The following is a 14,577-nucleotide window of genomic DNA, read 5'->3' as shown; positions in this document are numbered from 1 at the left end:
GCAATAGCGGCAACAGAAGCAACAGGTGAATATATGGCGAAAGAATACAAAGATCTGGTCGTAGGGCTGGACATTGGCACCGCCAAAGTGATGGTGGTGGTGGCCGAGGTGCTGCCCAATGGCGAGCTCAAGCTCGCCGGGCTGGGTGTCGCACCCAGCAATGGCCTCAAGCGCGGCGTCGTGGTGAACATTGACGCCACGGTGCAAAGCATCCAGCAGGCGCTGAAAGAAGCCGAGCTGATGGCCGACTGCAAGATCACCCGGGTTTACACCGGCATCACCGGCAGCCATATCCGGGGCATCAATTCGCACGGCATGGTCGCCATCAAGGACCGTGAAGTGAGCGCTGCCGACGTGGCGCGCGTGGTGGAAACCGCCAAAGCGATCAACATCTCGACCGACCAGCGGCTGCTGCTGGTGGAGCCGCAGGAATTCATCATTGACGGCCAGGATGTGAAAGAGCCGATCGGCATGAGCGGCATCCGGCTGGAAGCCAAGGTGCACATCGTGACCGGCGCCCAAAGTGCCGCCGAGAACATCATCAAATGCGTGCGCCGCTGTGGTTTGGAAGTGGAGCAGCTCATGCTCAATCCGCTCGCCAGCAGCCTGTCGGTGCTGACCGAAGACGAACGCGAGCTGGGCGTGGCGCTGGTCGACATTGGCGCTGGCACCACCGACGTGGCGATCTTCACCAATGGCGCCATCCGCCACACCGCCGTCATCCCGATTGCCGGTGACCTGATCACCAGCGACATTGCCATGGCGCTGCGTACGCCGACCAAGGACGCCGAAGACATCAAGGTCGAGAGCGGTTATGCCAAGCAGATGCTGGCCGACCCGGATGCCCAGGTCGAGGTGCCCGGTCTGGGTGACCGCGGTCCGCGCATGTTGAGCCGCCAGGCGCTGGCCGGCGTCATCGAGCCCCGCGTCGAAGAGATTTTTTCGCTGGTGCACCAGGTGATGCGCGAGTCCGGTTTTGAAGAAATGCTGTCCAGTGGCATTGTGCTCACCGGTGGCAGCTGCATCATGCCCGGCATGGTGGAACTGGGCGAGGATATTTTCCTCAAGCCGGTGCGCCGCGGGATTCCCCAATATGCAAGATCGCTGTCCGACATGGTGGCCCAGCCCCGTGCGGCCACGGTCATGGGTTTGCTCGAAGAGGCCCGACTGGCGCGCCTGCGCGGCTTCAAGGTGGCGCAAAAAAATGGCTCCATGAAAACCGCTTTCGGCCAGGTCAAGGACTGGTTTGTGGGGAACTTTTAACCATGCACACCCGACGCTGGCTCGCACGCGCAAGTCCCCCCTGGCGATGGCGATGCATGGATCCGCCCCCGCCATCGGATGCAACAAGCGATCTGAACCCAATTCGACAACTGTCAAATAAATGAAACTTAAGGAGAGAAAAAAATGCCTATCGAAATGATTGAAGAACAAGCGTTTAACCTCGGCACCCAGATCAAGGTCATCGGTGTCGGCGGCGGCGGCGGCAATGCCGTCGGCCACATGATCGGTTGCGCGGTGCAAGGCGTGGAGTTCATTTGTGCCAATACCGATGCCCAGGCCTTGAGCCGCAGCGATGCCCACAAAACCATTCAGCTCGGCACCAGTGGTCTCGGCGCTGGCAGCAAGCCAGACAAAGGGCGCGAAGCCGCTGAGCTGGCCGTGGACGACATTCGGGCCGCCATCGATGGCGCGCACATGCTGTTCATCACCGCTGGCATGGGCGGCGGCACCGGTACCGGTGCGGCGCCCGTCATTGCCCGCGTGGCCCGTGAAATGGGCATTCTGACGGTCGGTGTGGTCACCAAGCCCTTTGAGTTTGAAGGTGGTCGCCGCATGACCAACGCCGACAGTGGGCTGGCCGAGCTGGAAGCCAATGTCGATTCACTGATCGTGGTGCTGAACGAGAAGTTGCTCGACGTGCTGGGTGACGATGTGACGCAGGATCAGGCTTTTGCCCATGCCAACGATGTGCTGAAAAACGCCGTCGGCGGCATTGCCGAAATCATCAATGTGCCCGGCCACGTCAACGTCGACTTTGAAGACGTCCGCACCGTGATGGGTGAGCCCGGCAAAGCCATGATGGGCACGGCAGTCGCCGCCGGCCCGGACCGCGCCCGCATCGCCGCTGAACAGGCCGTCGCTTGCCCCCTGCTCGAAGGCATCGACCTCTCGGGCGCCAAGGGCGTGCTGGTGCTGATCACCGCGGCCAAAGGTTCGCTGAAATTGAGCGAGTCCAAGCTGGCCATGAACACCATTCGTGCCTATGCTTCGCCCGATGCCCATGTGATTTACGGCACCGCCTACGACGACGAGCTGGGCGATGAAATCCGCGTCACCGTGGTGGCCACCGGTCTGAGTCGCCTGGGTGCCAGCCGCGCCAAGCCCCAGTTGCAGGTGCTGCGCACCGGAACCGACAACGTGCCGTTTCACATGCCCACCATGAACAGCGCCGCCGGCAGCGTGACGCCCTCGACGATGATGCCTTCCGGCATGACGTCGGTGGCTGGTTTGACCCAGCCCGACTACAACAGCATGGCCACCCCCAGCGTCTGGCGCACCCGCGACCGGACCCAGGCGGCCGCCAAAGTTGATGCGCTGGCCTCGGGCGGCATGGATGACTTTGAGATCCCCGCCTTTTTGCGCAAACAGGCCGATTGAGCCACTTCCCTACAGTAAGAGACCGCCATGACCAATGAACAAATCCTGTCAGAGATTCGGGACGCCAATCTGACCTACCTGATGTTGGCGCAAAAACTGATCCGCGTCGATCAGGCCGAGGCGCTGTTTCGCCTCGGTATCTCGGAGGAGGCGGCCGAGATCATTGGTCGACTGTCAATGGGGCAGATGCTCAAGATTTCTTCGAGCAACATGTTGCTGTGCCGCTTCCGCATTGACGATGACATCGTCTGGGGCTTGCTGACCAACCACAACCTGGGGCGCGTCGATAACGATGCCACCACCCGCTTGCACGCCAGTATCCTGATGGCCGGGCGCTACGCCGAGGCGCTGTGACGCAACGACGGGGGCGCCGCGCTGCGGCGCCCCCGTCGGTAAAATTGCACCATGCTGCAACAACGAACCCTTAAATCCCTGACCCGCGCCGTTGGCGTCGGTCTGCACAGCGGCCAACGTGTCGAGATCACGCTGCGGCCGGCGCAGCCCGATACCGGCATCGTGTTCCGGCGCGTCGATCTGCCGCAGCCGGTGGATATTCCGGTCTCGGCTTTTGCGGTGACCGATACCCGGCTGGCATCGACCTTGTCCAACGGCAATGTCAAGGTGCTCACGGTAGAGCATTTGATGTCGGCCTGCGCCGGGCTGGGTGTGGACAACCTGTACGTGGACATCACGGCCGAAGAAGTGCCGATTCTGGATGGTTCGGCGGCGTCGTTTGTGTTTCTGCTGCAAAGCGCCGGCATTGAACTGCAAAAGGCACCACGGCGTTTCATCCGCCTTACCAAACCGGTGGAAGTGCGTGAAGGGCAGGGCGCTTTTGAAAAGTGGGCCCGCCTTGAGCCCTACCATGGCTACAAGCTCAGTTTCGAGATCGACTTTGACCACCCGGCGGTGGACGCTACCGGCCAACGCGTGGTGTTTGACATGAGCCTCAATTCGTATTCAAAAGACATCGCCCGGGCCCGCACCTTCGGCTTCACCAAGGACGTGGAAATGATGCGCGCCAACGGCCTGGCGCTGGGCGGCGGGCTGGACAACGCCATCGTGATGGACGATTACAAGGTGTTGAATGCCGAGGGGCTGCGTTACGACGACGAGTTCGTCAAGCACAAAATCCTCGACGCCATGGGTGACCTCTACCTGGTGGGGAAACCCTTTCTGGCCAGCTACAGCGCCCGTCGTTCGGGCCACGCGCTCAATAACCTGTTGCTGCGCGAACTGTTAAAACGCACCGATGCCTGGGACGTGGTGACGTTTGAAGACGAAAAGCTCGCCCCCCCGGGTTTCGCACAACTGGCCCGCGCCTGGTAGGCCCGCCAGTTAACTCAGACCATCACCATGCTGCTTTTTCGCTGGCTCATTCTGCTGCTCTTGCTGGGCGCCGTGGTGTCGTTCACTTTTTATGTTGCCACCGGCCAGCCGCGCTTCAAGCGCTATGGCCTGCGGACGCTCAAGTGGGCGCTGATTGCCGGCTTCGGTTTTTTTGCGGTGCTGATTCTGGAGCGCCTCGCTTAAAGCAGTGCCGCAATTTTTTTGTTAGGAGGACACGTACCATGCAAAAGCCTTTCTCGATGATTCGGGAGTTTCACCTGGCCGACTGGTTCACCCTGGCGAACGCGGTTTGCGGCACGGGCGCCTTGTTTTCCATCATGACCTACCTGCAAACCAGCGATGTCCGTCATGTCTACTTTGCCTGCGGACTGGTCCTGGCGGCTTTGATCTTCGATGTGCTGGATGGCCGGATTGCGCGCTGGCGGCAGAAAACCTCGGCCATGGGGCGGGAACTGGATTCGCTGGCCGACGTCATTTCGTTCGGCGTCGCCCCCGCCTTGATTGCGTATGGTTGCGGCATGCAGGGCTTGTACGACCGCATTGTGCTGGCCTATTTTGTCGCGTGCGGCGTATCGCGCCTAGCGCGCTACAACGTGACGGCCGAGGTTCTTTCTGAGGGCCAGGACAAGGTGAAATACTTCGAGGGAACGCCCATCCCGACGTCGCTGCTGCTCGTCCTGCTGCTGTTTGTGGCGGCCGTGCAAGGGGCGCTGCATGAGTCACTTTGGTTTGGGCGGGTCACCTTGGCCGGCTTCAGCTTGCACCCCCTGGTCTTGCTGTTTGCCATCTCCGGCTCCTTGATGGTCAGTCGCATCCGGCTGCCCAAACTCTGAACTGCCTTGGACTTTGCCGCCTTGGGTGAGTCCTGACCAACACCCGTTACCGACTGCGCCCCGCCTTGTACTTGCCGCTCCCCGCCCCCAGCACGCCATCGGCCAGCGCCAGCCGGGCCATCGCCTTGGCCGCATGGGCGTGGGTGATGGCGAGGCCGAGGGCGTCGGCGGCGTCCGGGCCGGGCAGGCCGGGCAGGCTAAGCAGGCGGCGCACCATCTCTTGCACTTGGGTTTTCTCGGCGCGGCCGTAGCCGACCACGGCCTGTTTCATTTGCAGCGCGGTGTATTCGGCCACCGGCAAATCGGTCGACACCAGTGCCGTGACGCAGGCGCCGCGGGCCTGCCCCAGCAACAAGGTGGACTGCGGGTTGACGTTGACGAACACAATTTCAACCGAGGCGCAATCGGGCTCGTAGCGGCCAGTGACTTCGCGGATGCCGTCAAACAGCACCTTGAGCCGCGCCGGCAAATGCCCTTTGTCCAGGTGCATCGTGCTGATGGTGCCGCTGGCCACATAGGTCAGCTCGGAGCCGTCCACGTCGATCACGCCAAAGCCGGTGGTGCGCAGACCGGGGTCGATGCCTAAAATTCTCATTTGCTATTAATTAAGTAGCTGCTTGCGCAGTATTCACGGGGGCTAGAGGCCAAAATACCATCTAACTGAGTGAAAGAAGACGGGGGCGGCAAAGCACAGGGCATCGACCCGGTCCAGCAGGCCACCGGCACCGGTGACGGCCAGGCCCTGGCCGCGCCAGATCGGGATGCCGCGGTCGCGTTTGAGGGCTTTCATCACCAGGTGCCCGAGTGAGCCGGCGACGCAGGCAATGAGGGCCATGGCAAAGGCCTGGCCCGGCACAAACGGCGTGATGCCGGCCAGCAGGGTGCCCAGGAGGCTGCCGACGGCAATGCCAATCCACCAACTCGGCCAGTTGAAACTCTGGCTGATGTGGGGGGCGGCAGGGGCTTTTTGCAGCTGGCGCGAAGCCAGGTGCTGGGCCAGCATGCAGGTCTGCACCACCAGCACCAGAAAGAACACCAAAAAGGCGCTTTTGTTGTTGTAGTTGGGAAAGTCCAGCAGCAGCAGGGCGGGCACGTGGCTCATGCCGTAGAGGCAGACCATGATGCCCCACTGCAGCTTGGCATTGCGCTCCAGAAAGCGCTGCGGGTCATTGGCCAGCGCGCTCGCCACCGGCAGCGCCAAAAATACGTAGACCGGAATGAACACCGTGAACAGGTCAAAGTGCTCGCTGCCGACCAGCCAGTACTGGATGGGCAGCACCACAAAAAAGGCCAGCACCAGGCTGCGGTGGTCGCCCCGGCGCGTCGGCGACAAGGTCATGAACTCGCGCAATGCAAAAAACGAGACCAAGCCAAACAGGGTCAGCGCCACCCAGTCGCCCGCCAGCCAGCCGATCCAGAACACCAGCACCATGAACCAGCTGGTGCGCAGGACGCCCTCAAAATTGTGCAGGTCGCTGCGTCGCTGCTCAGCAACTTTGGCGTCGTCGAATTCGCGCAGCGACAGCAACACGGCGGCGATGCTGGCCAGCAGCAACAGGCCGAACACAAGGATGAACAGGGCGCCCACTTGCTCGGTGGCGGTGAGATTTTTCAGGGTCTGGTACATGACGTTGATGCGGTTCGGCTACACGTCGCGCAGGGCCATGACGGCGTGGCGGGCCCGCTCCAGAAAGGCGCGCCGTTCTTCACCAATTTGCAGATGCAGGGGCGCCCCGAAGGTGACCGAGCACAGCACCGGCACCGGCACCACTTCGCCCTTGGGCATGACGCGCTGCACATTGTTGATCCAGGCCGGCACCAGCTCAAGGGCGGGGAACTTAAGGGCCAGGTTGTAGAGGCCGGCCTTGAACGCTTGCGGCTCTTCCGCGTTGCCGCGGGTGCCTTCCGGAAACAGGATGATGGAGTCGCCGTGACTCAGGGCTTCAATCAGTGGCTCCAGCGGGTCTTCGTCGGCGCTGCGATCGCGCGCCACATAAATGACGTTGAACACCGCCGTGGTGAGCCAGCGTTTGAACGGCGTGGTGGTCCAGTAATCTTTGGCCGCGATGGCGCGGGTGCGCACGCGCAACTCTTTCGGCAGCGCGGCCCAGATCATCAGCAGGTCGGCGTGGCTTTGGTGGTTGGCAAAGTAGATGCGTTGCTCCGCCTTGGGCGGACAGCCGTACCAGCGTGCCTGTGCCCCGGTCAAGACGCGGATCAGGCCCAGCAGGAAGTAACTCATGAGCTTTGCAAGCATGGCCGCGATGATACAGAGCGTAAAGCTGTCGCCGCCAGCACCCCGGACTTCAATGGCCTCAGGCCGCCAGCGATGCCTGCGTTTTTTCTGGCAACCACAGCGTCATGCGGGTGCCATGGTCGTTCGATTGCCAGCGGACCGCGCCACCGATCGATTGTGCCCGGCGCTGCTGGTTGTGCAGGCCTTTGCCGCCTTTTTGCAGTGCGGTTGCCAGAGAAAATCCCTGGCCATTGTCGGCAATGGTGACGGTGACGCCACCGTTTTCGAGCCCGGTGGTGACGCGGATTTCGTGGGCCTGGGTGTGCTTGAGAATGTTGGCAAAAGCCTCCTGCAGGATGCGCAGGATGTGCAGGGCGTTGCGCGGGTCCAGCCAGTCGAGCGCTGGCACGTCCACGACTTCCCAGCGCAGCGCGATCCCTGCACTGGCAAGCCGCGGCCCCAAACGAAAGCGCAGTGTGGCAAGCAGCAGCAGCAGGTCGGCCTCGACCGGCTCCATGGAGTCGATCGCCAGCTTCAGGTCGTCGATACAGCCCTTCAGCACTTCGGCCACGTCCGCCTCGCACATGCGACCGCCTTCGACCACGCGCAGTGCACTGACCAGCGAAGACCCCAGACCGTCATGCATGTCCTGGGTCAGACGCTGCCGCTCGTCGCTCAATGTTTGCCGATGGGCAATTTCACGCAAACGCGAAGAAGCCAATGTGAGCTCCATTTCGCGCGCCCGCAGTCGCTCTGCGAGGGTGGTGTTGACATGCTTCACTTCTTCGATTGCGCCGTTGTAACGCTGGAACATGATGTGCAGGGAGATCAGGAAAATACCCACAATGCCGTAGGAACCCAGGTAACTGCCTTCAACGCTGACGTGATTGTTCAGTTGCATCCAGTCGTAGACACCAATCAAGAGCGTGATCAGCCCCCAGCTGGAGAGCACGATGCCATGGCGGGACTTGGCCAGTCGGGAGTGGTACAAGCCCAACCCGCCCACGGCGACCCCCATCACCATCGCCACCACATACATCGTTGACCCCAAAAAAGTGGCATGCAGCCAGGTTGCCCAAGGCAGCACGGTGGGCAGGAACGGCAGGGTCATGAAGCTGATGACCGCAGTGGCGGCGACAATGGCCCGCGTCTGCCAGGGTTGTTGGCGAAGGTGCAAGTGAGCCAGGAACGAATTGGCCAGCGCAAAGAGCCAGAACAGCGAATTCAGCGTGATCCAGCCAAACCACTCGTCAGACACAGGCAGACGCTGTTCGCCCAGGTAGTAGTGCATGGTGCGCAGGTAGGCCGCCACCGAGATAAGAAAAAAGATCAAATAGAGCGAATCTTCTTGCCTCCTCACCCACACGCTCATGGCGAACAGACCGAAGATCAGGAAGGCGGCGCTCGACACAAAAGGCAACTGCGTCTGCAATAGATTGCGCGTGCGGAAGCGCCAGCCCACGGTGGGTTCATCACCCAGCCAGATCGAGGAGAGTGCACTTCCGCTGTGACGCAGGCTTTCCAGCCGCACCGTGATCACTTTGGGCGTGACGGCGCCGGCGGTGCCGTCAAGCGCAATCCAGAGCGGATTGTTGCGACCATTCCACAGCAAATTGGAATGGGACTGGTAGAGCAGGCGGCCGTCGCCGTAGACCGCAAGCTGGCCGTAGGCTTTCCAGCGCGCAATATAGAGGTAGCGCGGCTCGGTTGCCGATGCGGGTGACGCACTCAACGCCGGCACCCGCAAGCGGTACCAGCGGATCACCGTCGGCGGGTTCAGCGTCTGGCCAGTCTCTACCGTGCGCACCACTTGCTGTGGCACACCATGCGGCAAGGTGACCGGCGTCCACTCGCCAGCGGGTGGGGCTGAATCGAGCGAGTAGGGCGGTGCTGAAAAACCGATGCCGTCCACCAGCAGCGTTTCGGCCTCCGTGAAGTGCAGCGGGAAGCCTGGATCGGCTGCCGCCCATGTGGCTTGGAGAACCCCGCTCATCAAGGCAATACACAACAGGCCATGGCGGCACCCGCGCGCCAGCCGCCGCATGCATTGGTCGGCCCAGCGGTTCAAGCGCGTGCGTTCTTGAGGCACCCCGTCGGCCCTACACCAGACCTTGATGACGTGCTTCATAGATCGCTTCCGCTTTCGAGTTCACCTTGAGCTTGCTGTATACGCGGCGTACGTAGGTCTGCACCGTGTGAACAGAAATCTGCATCAGCCTGGCGATTTCTTCGGCGGTGAATCCTTTGGTAATCAGACCCAGCACTTCATGCTCTCGGCTGGACAGCGCCAGGGATTCGTCGCCTGCGTCGATGTCGGTTCTGCGTCTGGTGATGGGCGGGGCAGGGGCGGTGCCAGCGCCGGCAAGGGCGCCATTGGGGGTATTTCCAAGACTCCCGCGATCACGAAAGCGCGTCAGAATCTGGCGGGCAATCAGCGGGCTGATCGGGCTGCCGCCGCCGTGCAGGATGCGAATCTCGTCGAGCATGCTGGCCGGTGCGCCGTCTTTCAACAAATAGCCAGCGGCCCCGGCCTCAATGGACCGCAGCACATGCGCTTCGTCGCCAAACGTGGTGCAGACCATCACGGCGCAGGTGGGCCACTGGACTTGCGCCGCGCGAATCACGTCAATGCCCGAGCCGTCGGGCAGACCCAAGTCCACCAGCAGGACGTCGGCCGGCGCCTGTTGGAGCGCGCGCATGCCCTCGGCGTGCGTGCCGGCCAGGCTGACCAGCTTCATGTCGTCAGAAGCCTTGATGGCTGCGCCTATCGCATGCTGGAAATGGACGTCGTCTTCAACCAGCGCCACATGAATCAGAGGGCGGTCCGTAAAGGTTTGCATGGAATCACCTTAAGTGTTGACGCAAGTGCGCAATGTGACCGCCATCAGAGACCACAAAGGCATAGATTTTGCACCATGCCGTTCGGGTGTATGTCCCCAAAACTGGGGACAACTTTGTAGCCAGGCTGAAACCGCTCTAGATGATTTTCAGAACCTGATCTGCCACACCAGCCTGAGTCTGAGGTTTGGGGCAAATGATGGCGACAGCAGCGCAAGCTGCGACCACCGTCACGGCGGTACGTGCCATGGCACAAATGGGGTCTACTGCTACGAACAAGATGAAAGCCGCCTCAAACGGCAAATTCAAGTATTTGCAAATAGTTCCCACCAGCGCAATCGAAACAATGCCGACCATACCGCTTGATGCAAACCCGGCCAGGAACGAAATCAGAATGACCTGTCCAACATCGACCGCAGTAATGTCGCGCCCATAAAGGTCGGCTACGAACAGGGTGGCACAGACAAAGTAGGCCACGGCACCGACTTTCAGCAGTGACACACTCAGCGGGACAAGCAGTTCCACGCGTGACTTGGAGAAGCCGAGGATGTCTGACAACGCCTCAATCATGGACGCCATGCAAGTCGCGCTGTTATTGGTCGCAACACCAAGTGCAAAAGGCACGCGCATGGAACGGATCGCCGCATTCAAGGTGATGGAAGCACGACTGCGAATGACCACTACAGCCAGGCCCAGCAGAACGGCACTGATCCCCAGAAACGTGATCACAAAACCAGACATGGCGCGCAGTGGCTCAAAACCTGTTTTGGCTATCTGACTCGCCGATAAACAAATTAGCACGATGGGCAAGGGGAAATTCATCCATAGGGTCAATGTTTGGCAAGCTTTGTAAATGGTCTCCAGGGTCTGATTCAATCCTCCTGATACGCGACTGGGGACTTGCCCCACAGCAAAGCCAAAAAGTAGCGCAAAGATCAGTGCTTTGAGCGTATCGTCACTGGCCAACGCAGCAAAAATATTGGTGGGGATTAAAGAAGTCAAAAAATCTGAGACGGTGGCTTCTTTCGGAATCTCATCGACTTTCCAGCGGAACATATCGAGGTTAATACTTTCGGAGTTGGCACCTACGATAGCGCCAAGTGTGGACTTCACGCTTTCTGACAAGTGGTCGCCGGGACTGGCCAGCATGAAAAGAACGGCCGATAAAACTGCTACAGAAACTGAGAAATAGACAAATACGAACAAGACACGGCCCAGTATCTTGGATGTATCACCAGCGTGAGAAAGGTTTTGCAAACTGAAAATAATGGCCGACATCATGAATGGCATCACGATCATTTTGAGAAGGTCAACGTAAACCGTGCCAACAACCGTCAGGTTCTTGGCGATGGCGGGTGCCACATAGCCAAGGAAGCCACCCAAAATCACACACACCAATACCGTCAGTGGGTGCATGGAGAAGCGGCGGTACTTCTGCCAGTTGGTGAGAGCCAGCGGAAAATGACTCATTCTTTCAATTCCTTCAGTAGCATGGAAACGGTTGGTTTTTCGTGGCGCATGGTAATAACTTCATTCACAAATGACAGCAATGCGGTGTCTTGAATACCAATCATCAGGCTCAGCGATGACTCAATGTCTTTGAAGGTCGCGGTTCTAAGCGTCAGCGCCAATCCCGGATCTGCATGCATGATTTTCTGAATCTCAAACTGATCACGATAGGCCGCCACCACTTCACCTTTTTTTACTGCCTCCAAGACCTTATCCCAAGATGTATACGTAACAATTTTGGCTTTTGGAAAATTGCGCCGTCCAAATTCTTCCCAAGCGGATCGGCCAATAAGGCCTAAGGTCCCATTAAAGTTGCGGATGACACTCTGTGCTGCGCGGTCGCCTGAGATTTTTGAAAATTCAAGTCGATTGATGATGAAAGAATGCTGCAGCGTCATGTAAGGCGTACTGAAGCTGACCTTCTGAGCACGCAATGTTGTTCTGGCCAATCGCCCCATGCCAATGTCCGCACGCCCTTCGGCAGCCATATCAACCACGGCCTCAAATGTCTTCGCGGTCCGGTCAAAACGAACCGGTATTCCTAGCTCCTTACCGATTAAACGGGCAACATTGACATCAGTACCCACCATCGCGCCATCCATTTCAGAGAAGAAGGGTGCTGAGTCACTGGAGATGATCGCAACAACCAACTCTCCCCGGTTCAAAATCCGAGCGATGTCTGGTGCAACCATCTGACCATTGCGAACCTTCACAAGAGGTGATTTAGGGGCGATAGGATCAGGCGCTGTCTGAGCCGATACTAGCCCATGCGACATATCCATCATCAGCCATGTAGCCAGAACTCCCACTTTTACAATTCGTCCTAATACGCCAACCCAACGCATCGAATCTGTGTCTTGACGGGTTCTACGATGAAATACTTTCAAAGCGGTTCCTTCATTGGCGCTGGTGGGTACGCGTCGTCATTTGCAATACGTTGACTCATATCGGAGTCTCAACGGCCAAGTGCTCAATGCATCTGTTTTTCATGATCATTGAAAGTCCATCATCAAAAGAGTCGATGATCTCCTGATACAGGTCTGCCGCTTCTCTGTAGCGTTGGTTTGAGAACTGCGCAAATGCTTTCTGCGTCTCTCTGCACAGCGCTTGCTCTCGGTCAGTGGGCATCGTCTCTGGGTCATCTCCTCGAATCGCCAATAGCTCGTAAATCGGAATCTCGCCCTTGCGGCCCTTGACTGTGATCACGTCAACCGGACGTGTCCACAGGCGCTCACCGGCCTCTTTGTACGTGGCATGACTGATGCAAATAGAGGTCAAAAAATCCTTGTTGATGCCCTCAAGGCGCGCGGCAATATTGACGCCGTCGCCCATCACGGTGTAGCTCATGCGTGTTGGCGATCCAATATTGCCCACGAGAACGGCGTCTGAATGAATGCCGATTCGAACTGTCAGCGGTGGCAGGCCTTCTTTCTTTAACTGAAGATTCAGTGCAACCATTCGGCGTTGCGACTTCACCGCTGCAACGCAGGCGTGATAAGCATGGTTTTGATTCAACAGCGGGGCGCCCCAAAACGCCATCACTGAGTCGCCTATGAATTTGTCAACCGTGCCACTCTCTTCCTTCACGGCATAGGTCACCAGTGCCAAGTAGGCAGAGATAAGTTTCATCAGTTCACGTGAAGGCGTCACTTCCGATATTGATGAAAATCCCTGCAAGTCGGTGAAGAGAATCGTCAGGTAACGGCTTTCACCGCCCAGCTCGATTTCATTGCCTGAGCGCAACAAGTCGTTGACTAAATCTTGCGGTACGTAGGTTGTAAACGCTCTCAGCGTGTTGCGAAGCTTGTTGACGGAACTGCTCAGAATATTGATTTCGAATATCTTCGAATTAATCACTTTATTGGAAGGGTTGAAGTCAAGCAAGTCACGAATATCATTCGCCAAAATTTCGATTGGGCGTGATATTTTTCTGGAGAGCCCATAGGTTAGAAATGCGAGTAACAGACTAACCAGTCCGCCATAGATAATGAGACGTTTGTTGATCTCATTCAGGCCAATCAAGAAGTCGCTCTCCGGGGCGAGCGTGAGGACCGTCCATTTCTTGTCATAGAAATTAGGTAGCTCGGTGAACTGGACAAGATAACTCTCGGATGTTCCTTCATGGGTGAACTCAAACTGGCGATTCTTCTCAGTGGTGAACATCTTGAAGGCTTGCTGAACCGCTTGACCATCGGCGGTGAGCACGTTTTGCTTGATCAGTTTTTTTTTCTCTATCGTGTAGCCATTGTCTGCACCCGTGCTGACGACGATGTCGCCACCTGCATCGAGGATATATGTCTGGGTATTTTGAGTGATTCGAATGGATTTCAAAAAATTAGAAATCGTAGAGAGTTCGAACGATTCGCCGATCATCCCTTTGAATCTATTGTCCTCATAGATAGGCGTGGAGACAGTCATCGTGGCGCGGGAGGTACTGCCCGACACATAAGGTTCATCGAGCAGAATAAAACGTTGGCGCAGTGATTCAGTCGCCTTGGCCGCGGTGGCGGATAAGTTTTTATAAAAAGGTCGCTTACGCGGATCGTAGTCATTGGAGATGACGAAGGTATCTAGCGGTTCCGCATCCCGGGTCTTGAAGAATGTGAAGACTGAGTTCACGGTTGTTGCATTTTTTGATGGTTTCTGGGAAGGTTCAACGACCCAGAAGTTGAAGTTCGAATCCGGTGGCGGCACCCGGTCGGCAATGATCATGCCTTCCTGGACTTTTTGCACTTGATGAAAACTTCCCTTGTCGGACGCAAGGAAGATGGAGACTAGCCTGGGGTTGTTCTCTAGATGCAGCAGCATCGTGTCGTTGATGCTTGGATTTTTAAACAGCTTGGGGTCATCGTGGATTTGTTTGGCCAGGCTTAACAGCGAGGCACTGATCGGATCTAGCAAGGCTTCCAGTTTGTCCTGCATCTGGTTGTTGTGGTTAGTGATCCGTGCCGAGGCATTTTCTTTATAGATCTTGTAGTTGTTTTTGTAGACGTAGTAAATAACTAGCCCGAATGACGGCAGGATCAGACACATAAAAAGCACGCTGATACTCAGCCGCAACTTGATGCCATATGAACGTGGCAGAGCCAGTGGCATCGACTCGACTGACAGACTGCGTGATAGTCGGGTAGTTTTTTTTTCTTCCATGGC

At 58.0% G+C, this 14,577-nt stretch carries 14 protein-coding genes; 6 read left to right on the top strand and 8 right to left on the bottom strand.

Features of this window, described 5'->3' with window-relative positions:
* Window positions 1–33: 33 nt before the first annotated feature.
* From ftsA to pssA, 6 genes are all read left to right on the top strand, one after another.
* Window positions 34–1,263, top strand: a complete 1,230-nt coding sequence (gene ftsA, locus HHJ17_RS09240; protein WP_296501050.1) for a cell division protein FtsA — start codon at window positions 34–36, stop codon at window positions 1,261–1,263.
* Between the two features lie 144 nt (window positions 1,264–1,407).
* Window positions 1,408–2,661 carry a cell division protein FtsZ gene (gene ftsZ, locus HHJ17_RS09235; RefSeq protein WP_296501052.1) on the top strand — a complete coding sequence of 418 codons (1,254 nt, stop codon included), beginning with the start codon at window positions 1,408–1,410 and terminating at the stop codon, window positions 2,659–2,661.
* 27 nt (window positions 2,662–2,688) lie between these two features.
* Window positions 2,689–3,015, top strand: coding sequence for a flagellar transcriptional regulator FlhD (flhD, locus tag HHJ17_RS09230; protein WP_296501055.1), 327 nt, complete (start codon window positions 2,689–2,691; stop codon window positions 3,013–3,015).
* A gap of 51 nt (window positions 3,016–3,066) precedes the next feature.
* Window positions 3,067–3,990, top strand: coding sequence for a UDP-3-O-acyl-N-acetylglucosamine deacetylase (lpxC, locus tag HHJ17_RS09225; RefSeq protein WP_296501058.1), 924 nt, complete (start codon window positions 3,067–3,069; stop codon window positions 3,988–3,990).
* A gap of 27 nt (window positions 3,991–4,017) precedes the next feature.
* On the top strand, window positions 4,018–4,194 hold the full coding sequence (locus HHJ17_RS09220) for a hypothetical protein (RefSeq protein ID WP_296501060.1): 177 nt from the start codon (window positions 4,018–4,020) through the stop codon (window positions 4,192–4,194).
* A gap of 38 nt (window positions 4,195–4,232) precedes the next feature.
* Window positions 4,233–4,844, top strand: coding sequence for a CDP-diacylglycerol--serine O-phosphatidyltransferase (gene pssA / locus HHJ17_RS09215; RefSeq protein WP_296501066.1), 612 nt, complete (start codon window positions 4,233–4,235; stop codon window positions 4,842–4,844).
* Window positions 4,845–4,890: 46 nt separating this feature from the next.
* Here pssA and ruvC read toward each other — a convergent pair whose 3' ends face one another.
* The 8 genes from ruvC to HHJ17_RS09175 form a co-directional block, all read right to left on the bottom strand.
* Window positions 4,891–5,439, bottom strand: coding sequence for a crossover junction endodeoxyribonuclease RuvC (gene ruvC, locus HHJ17_RS09210; protein WP_296501070.1), 549 nt, complete (start codon window positions 5,437–5,439; stop codon window positions 4,891–4,893).
* A 42-nt stretch (window positions 5,440–5,481) separates the two neighbouring features.
* Window positions 5,482–6,471: a phosphatidate cytidylyltransferase gene (locus HHJ17_RS09205; protein ID WP_296501073.1), complete on the bottom strand. Its 990-nt coding sequence runs from the start codon at window positions 6,469–6,471 to the stop codon at window positions 5,482–5,484.
* 18 nt (window positions 6,472–6,489) lie between these two features.
* Window positions 6,490–7,101, bottom strand: a complete 612-nt coding sequence (locus HHJ17_RS09200) for a lysophospholipid acyltransferase family protein (protein WP_296501076.1) — start codon at window positions 7,099–7,101, stop codon at window positions 6,490–6,492.
* Window positions 7,102–7,159: 58 nt separating this feature from the next.
* Entirely contained in the window at window positions 7,160–9,208 is a 2,049-nt protein-coding gene (locus HHJ17_RS09195; RefSeq protein ID WP_296501078.1) for an ATP-binding protein, read from the bottom strand.
* A complete protein-coding gene (locus tag HHJ17_RS09190) occupies window positions 9,180–9,920 on the bottom strand; it encodes a response regulator transcription factor (protein WP_296501081.1) in 741 nt (246 codons plus the stop codon). The genes HHJ17_RS09195 and HHJ17_RS09190 overlap by 29 nt, the downstream gene beginning before the upstream one ends.
* A gap of 136 nt (window positions 9,921–10,056) precedes the next feature.
* The gene (locus HHJ17_RS09185; protein ID WP_296501083.1) at window positions 10,057–11,388 is read right to left on the bottom strand and encodes a cation:dicarboxylase symporter family transporter; all 1,332 of its coding nucleotides are present in this window, start codon (window positions 11,386–11,388) and stop codon (window positions 10,057–10,059) included.
* A complete protein-coding gene (locus HHJ17_RS09180; RefSeq protein ID WP_296501086.1) occupies window positions 11,385–12,314 on the bottom strand; it encodes a transporter substrate-binding domain-containing protein in 930 nt (309 codons plus the stop codon). The genes HHJ17_RS09185 and HHJ17_RS09180 overlap by 4 nt, the downstream gene beginning before the upstream one ends.
* A gap of 55 nt (window positions 12,315–12,369) precedes the next feature.
* Window positions 12,370–14,574 (bottom strand): adenylate/guanylate cyclase domain-containing protein, encoded by a 2,205-nt coding sequence (locus HHJ17_RS09175; RefSeq protein WP_296501090.1) that lies wholly within the window; start codon window positions 14,572–14,574, stop codon window positions 12,370–12,372.
* Between the last annotated feature and the right edge of the window lie 3 nt (window positions 14,575–14,577).

The organism is Rhodoferax sp., assembly GCF_012927445.1.
Classification (GTDB): domain Bacteria; phylum Pseudomonadota; class Gammaproteobacteria; order Burkholderiales; family Burkholderiaceae_C; genus Rhodoferax.
This window is presented reverse-complemented; position numbering and strand designations above follow the sequence as displayed.

Coding starts and splice junctions, on each gene's coding strand:
- ftsZ (WP_296501052.1), top strand. CDS start 1,408: ATGCCTATCGAAATGATTGAAGAACAAGCGTTTAACCTCGGCACCCAG.
- HHJ17_RS09175 (WP_296501090.1), bottom strand. CDS start 14,574: ATGGAAGAAAAAAAAACTACCCGACTATCACGCAGTCTGTCAGTCGAG.
- HHJ17_RS09195 (WP_296501078.1), bottom strand. CDS start 9,208: ATGAAGCACGTCATCAAGGTCTGGTGTAGGGCCGACGGGGTGCCTCAA.
- HHJ17_RS09220 (WP_296501060.1), top strand. CDS start 4,018: ATGCTGCTTTTTCGCTGGCTCATTCTGCTGCTCTTGCTGGGCGCCGTG.
- HHJ17_RS09190 (WP_296501081.1), bottom strand. CDS start 9,920: ATGCAAACCTTTACGGACCGCCCTCTGATTCATGTGGCGCTGGTTGAA.
- lpxC (WP_296501058.1), top strand. CDS start 3,067: ATGCTGCAACAACGAACCCTTAAATCCCTGACCCGCGCCGTTGGCGTC.
- HHJ17_RS09185 (WP_296501083.1), bottom strand. CDS start 11,388: ATGAGTCATTTTCCGCTGGCTCTCACCAACTGGCAGAAGTACCGCCGC.
- ftsA (WP_296501050.1), top strand. CDS start 34: ATGGCGAAAGAATACAAAGATCTGGTCGTAGGGCTGGACATTGGCACC.
- HHJ17_RS09205 (WP_296501073.1), bottom strand. CDS start 6,471: ATGTACCAGACCCTGAAAAATCTCACCGCCACCGAGCAAGTGGGCGCC.
- ruvC (WP_296501070.1), bottom strand. CDS start 5,439: ATGAGAATTTTAGGCATCGACCCCGGTCTGCGCACCACCGGCTTTGGC.
- pssA (WP_296501066.1), top strand. CDS start 4,233: ATGCAAAAGCCTTTCTCGATGATTCGGGAGTTTCACCTGGCCGACTGG.
- flhD (WP_296501055.1), top strand. CDS start 2,689: ATGACCAATGAACAAATCCTGTCAGAGATTCGGGACGCCAATCTGACC.
- HHJ17_RS09200 (WP_296501076.1), bottom strand. CDS start 7,101: ATGCTTGCAAAGCTCATGAGTTACTTCCTGCTGGGCCTGATCCGCGTC.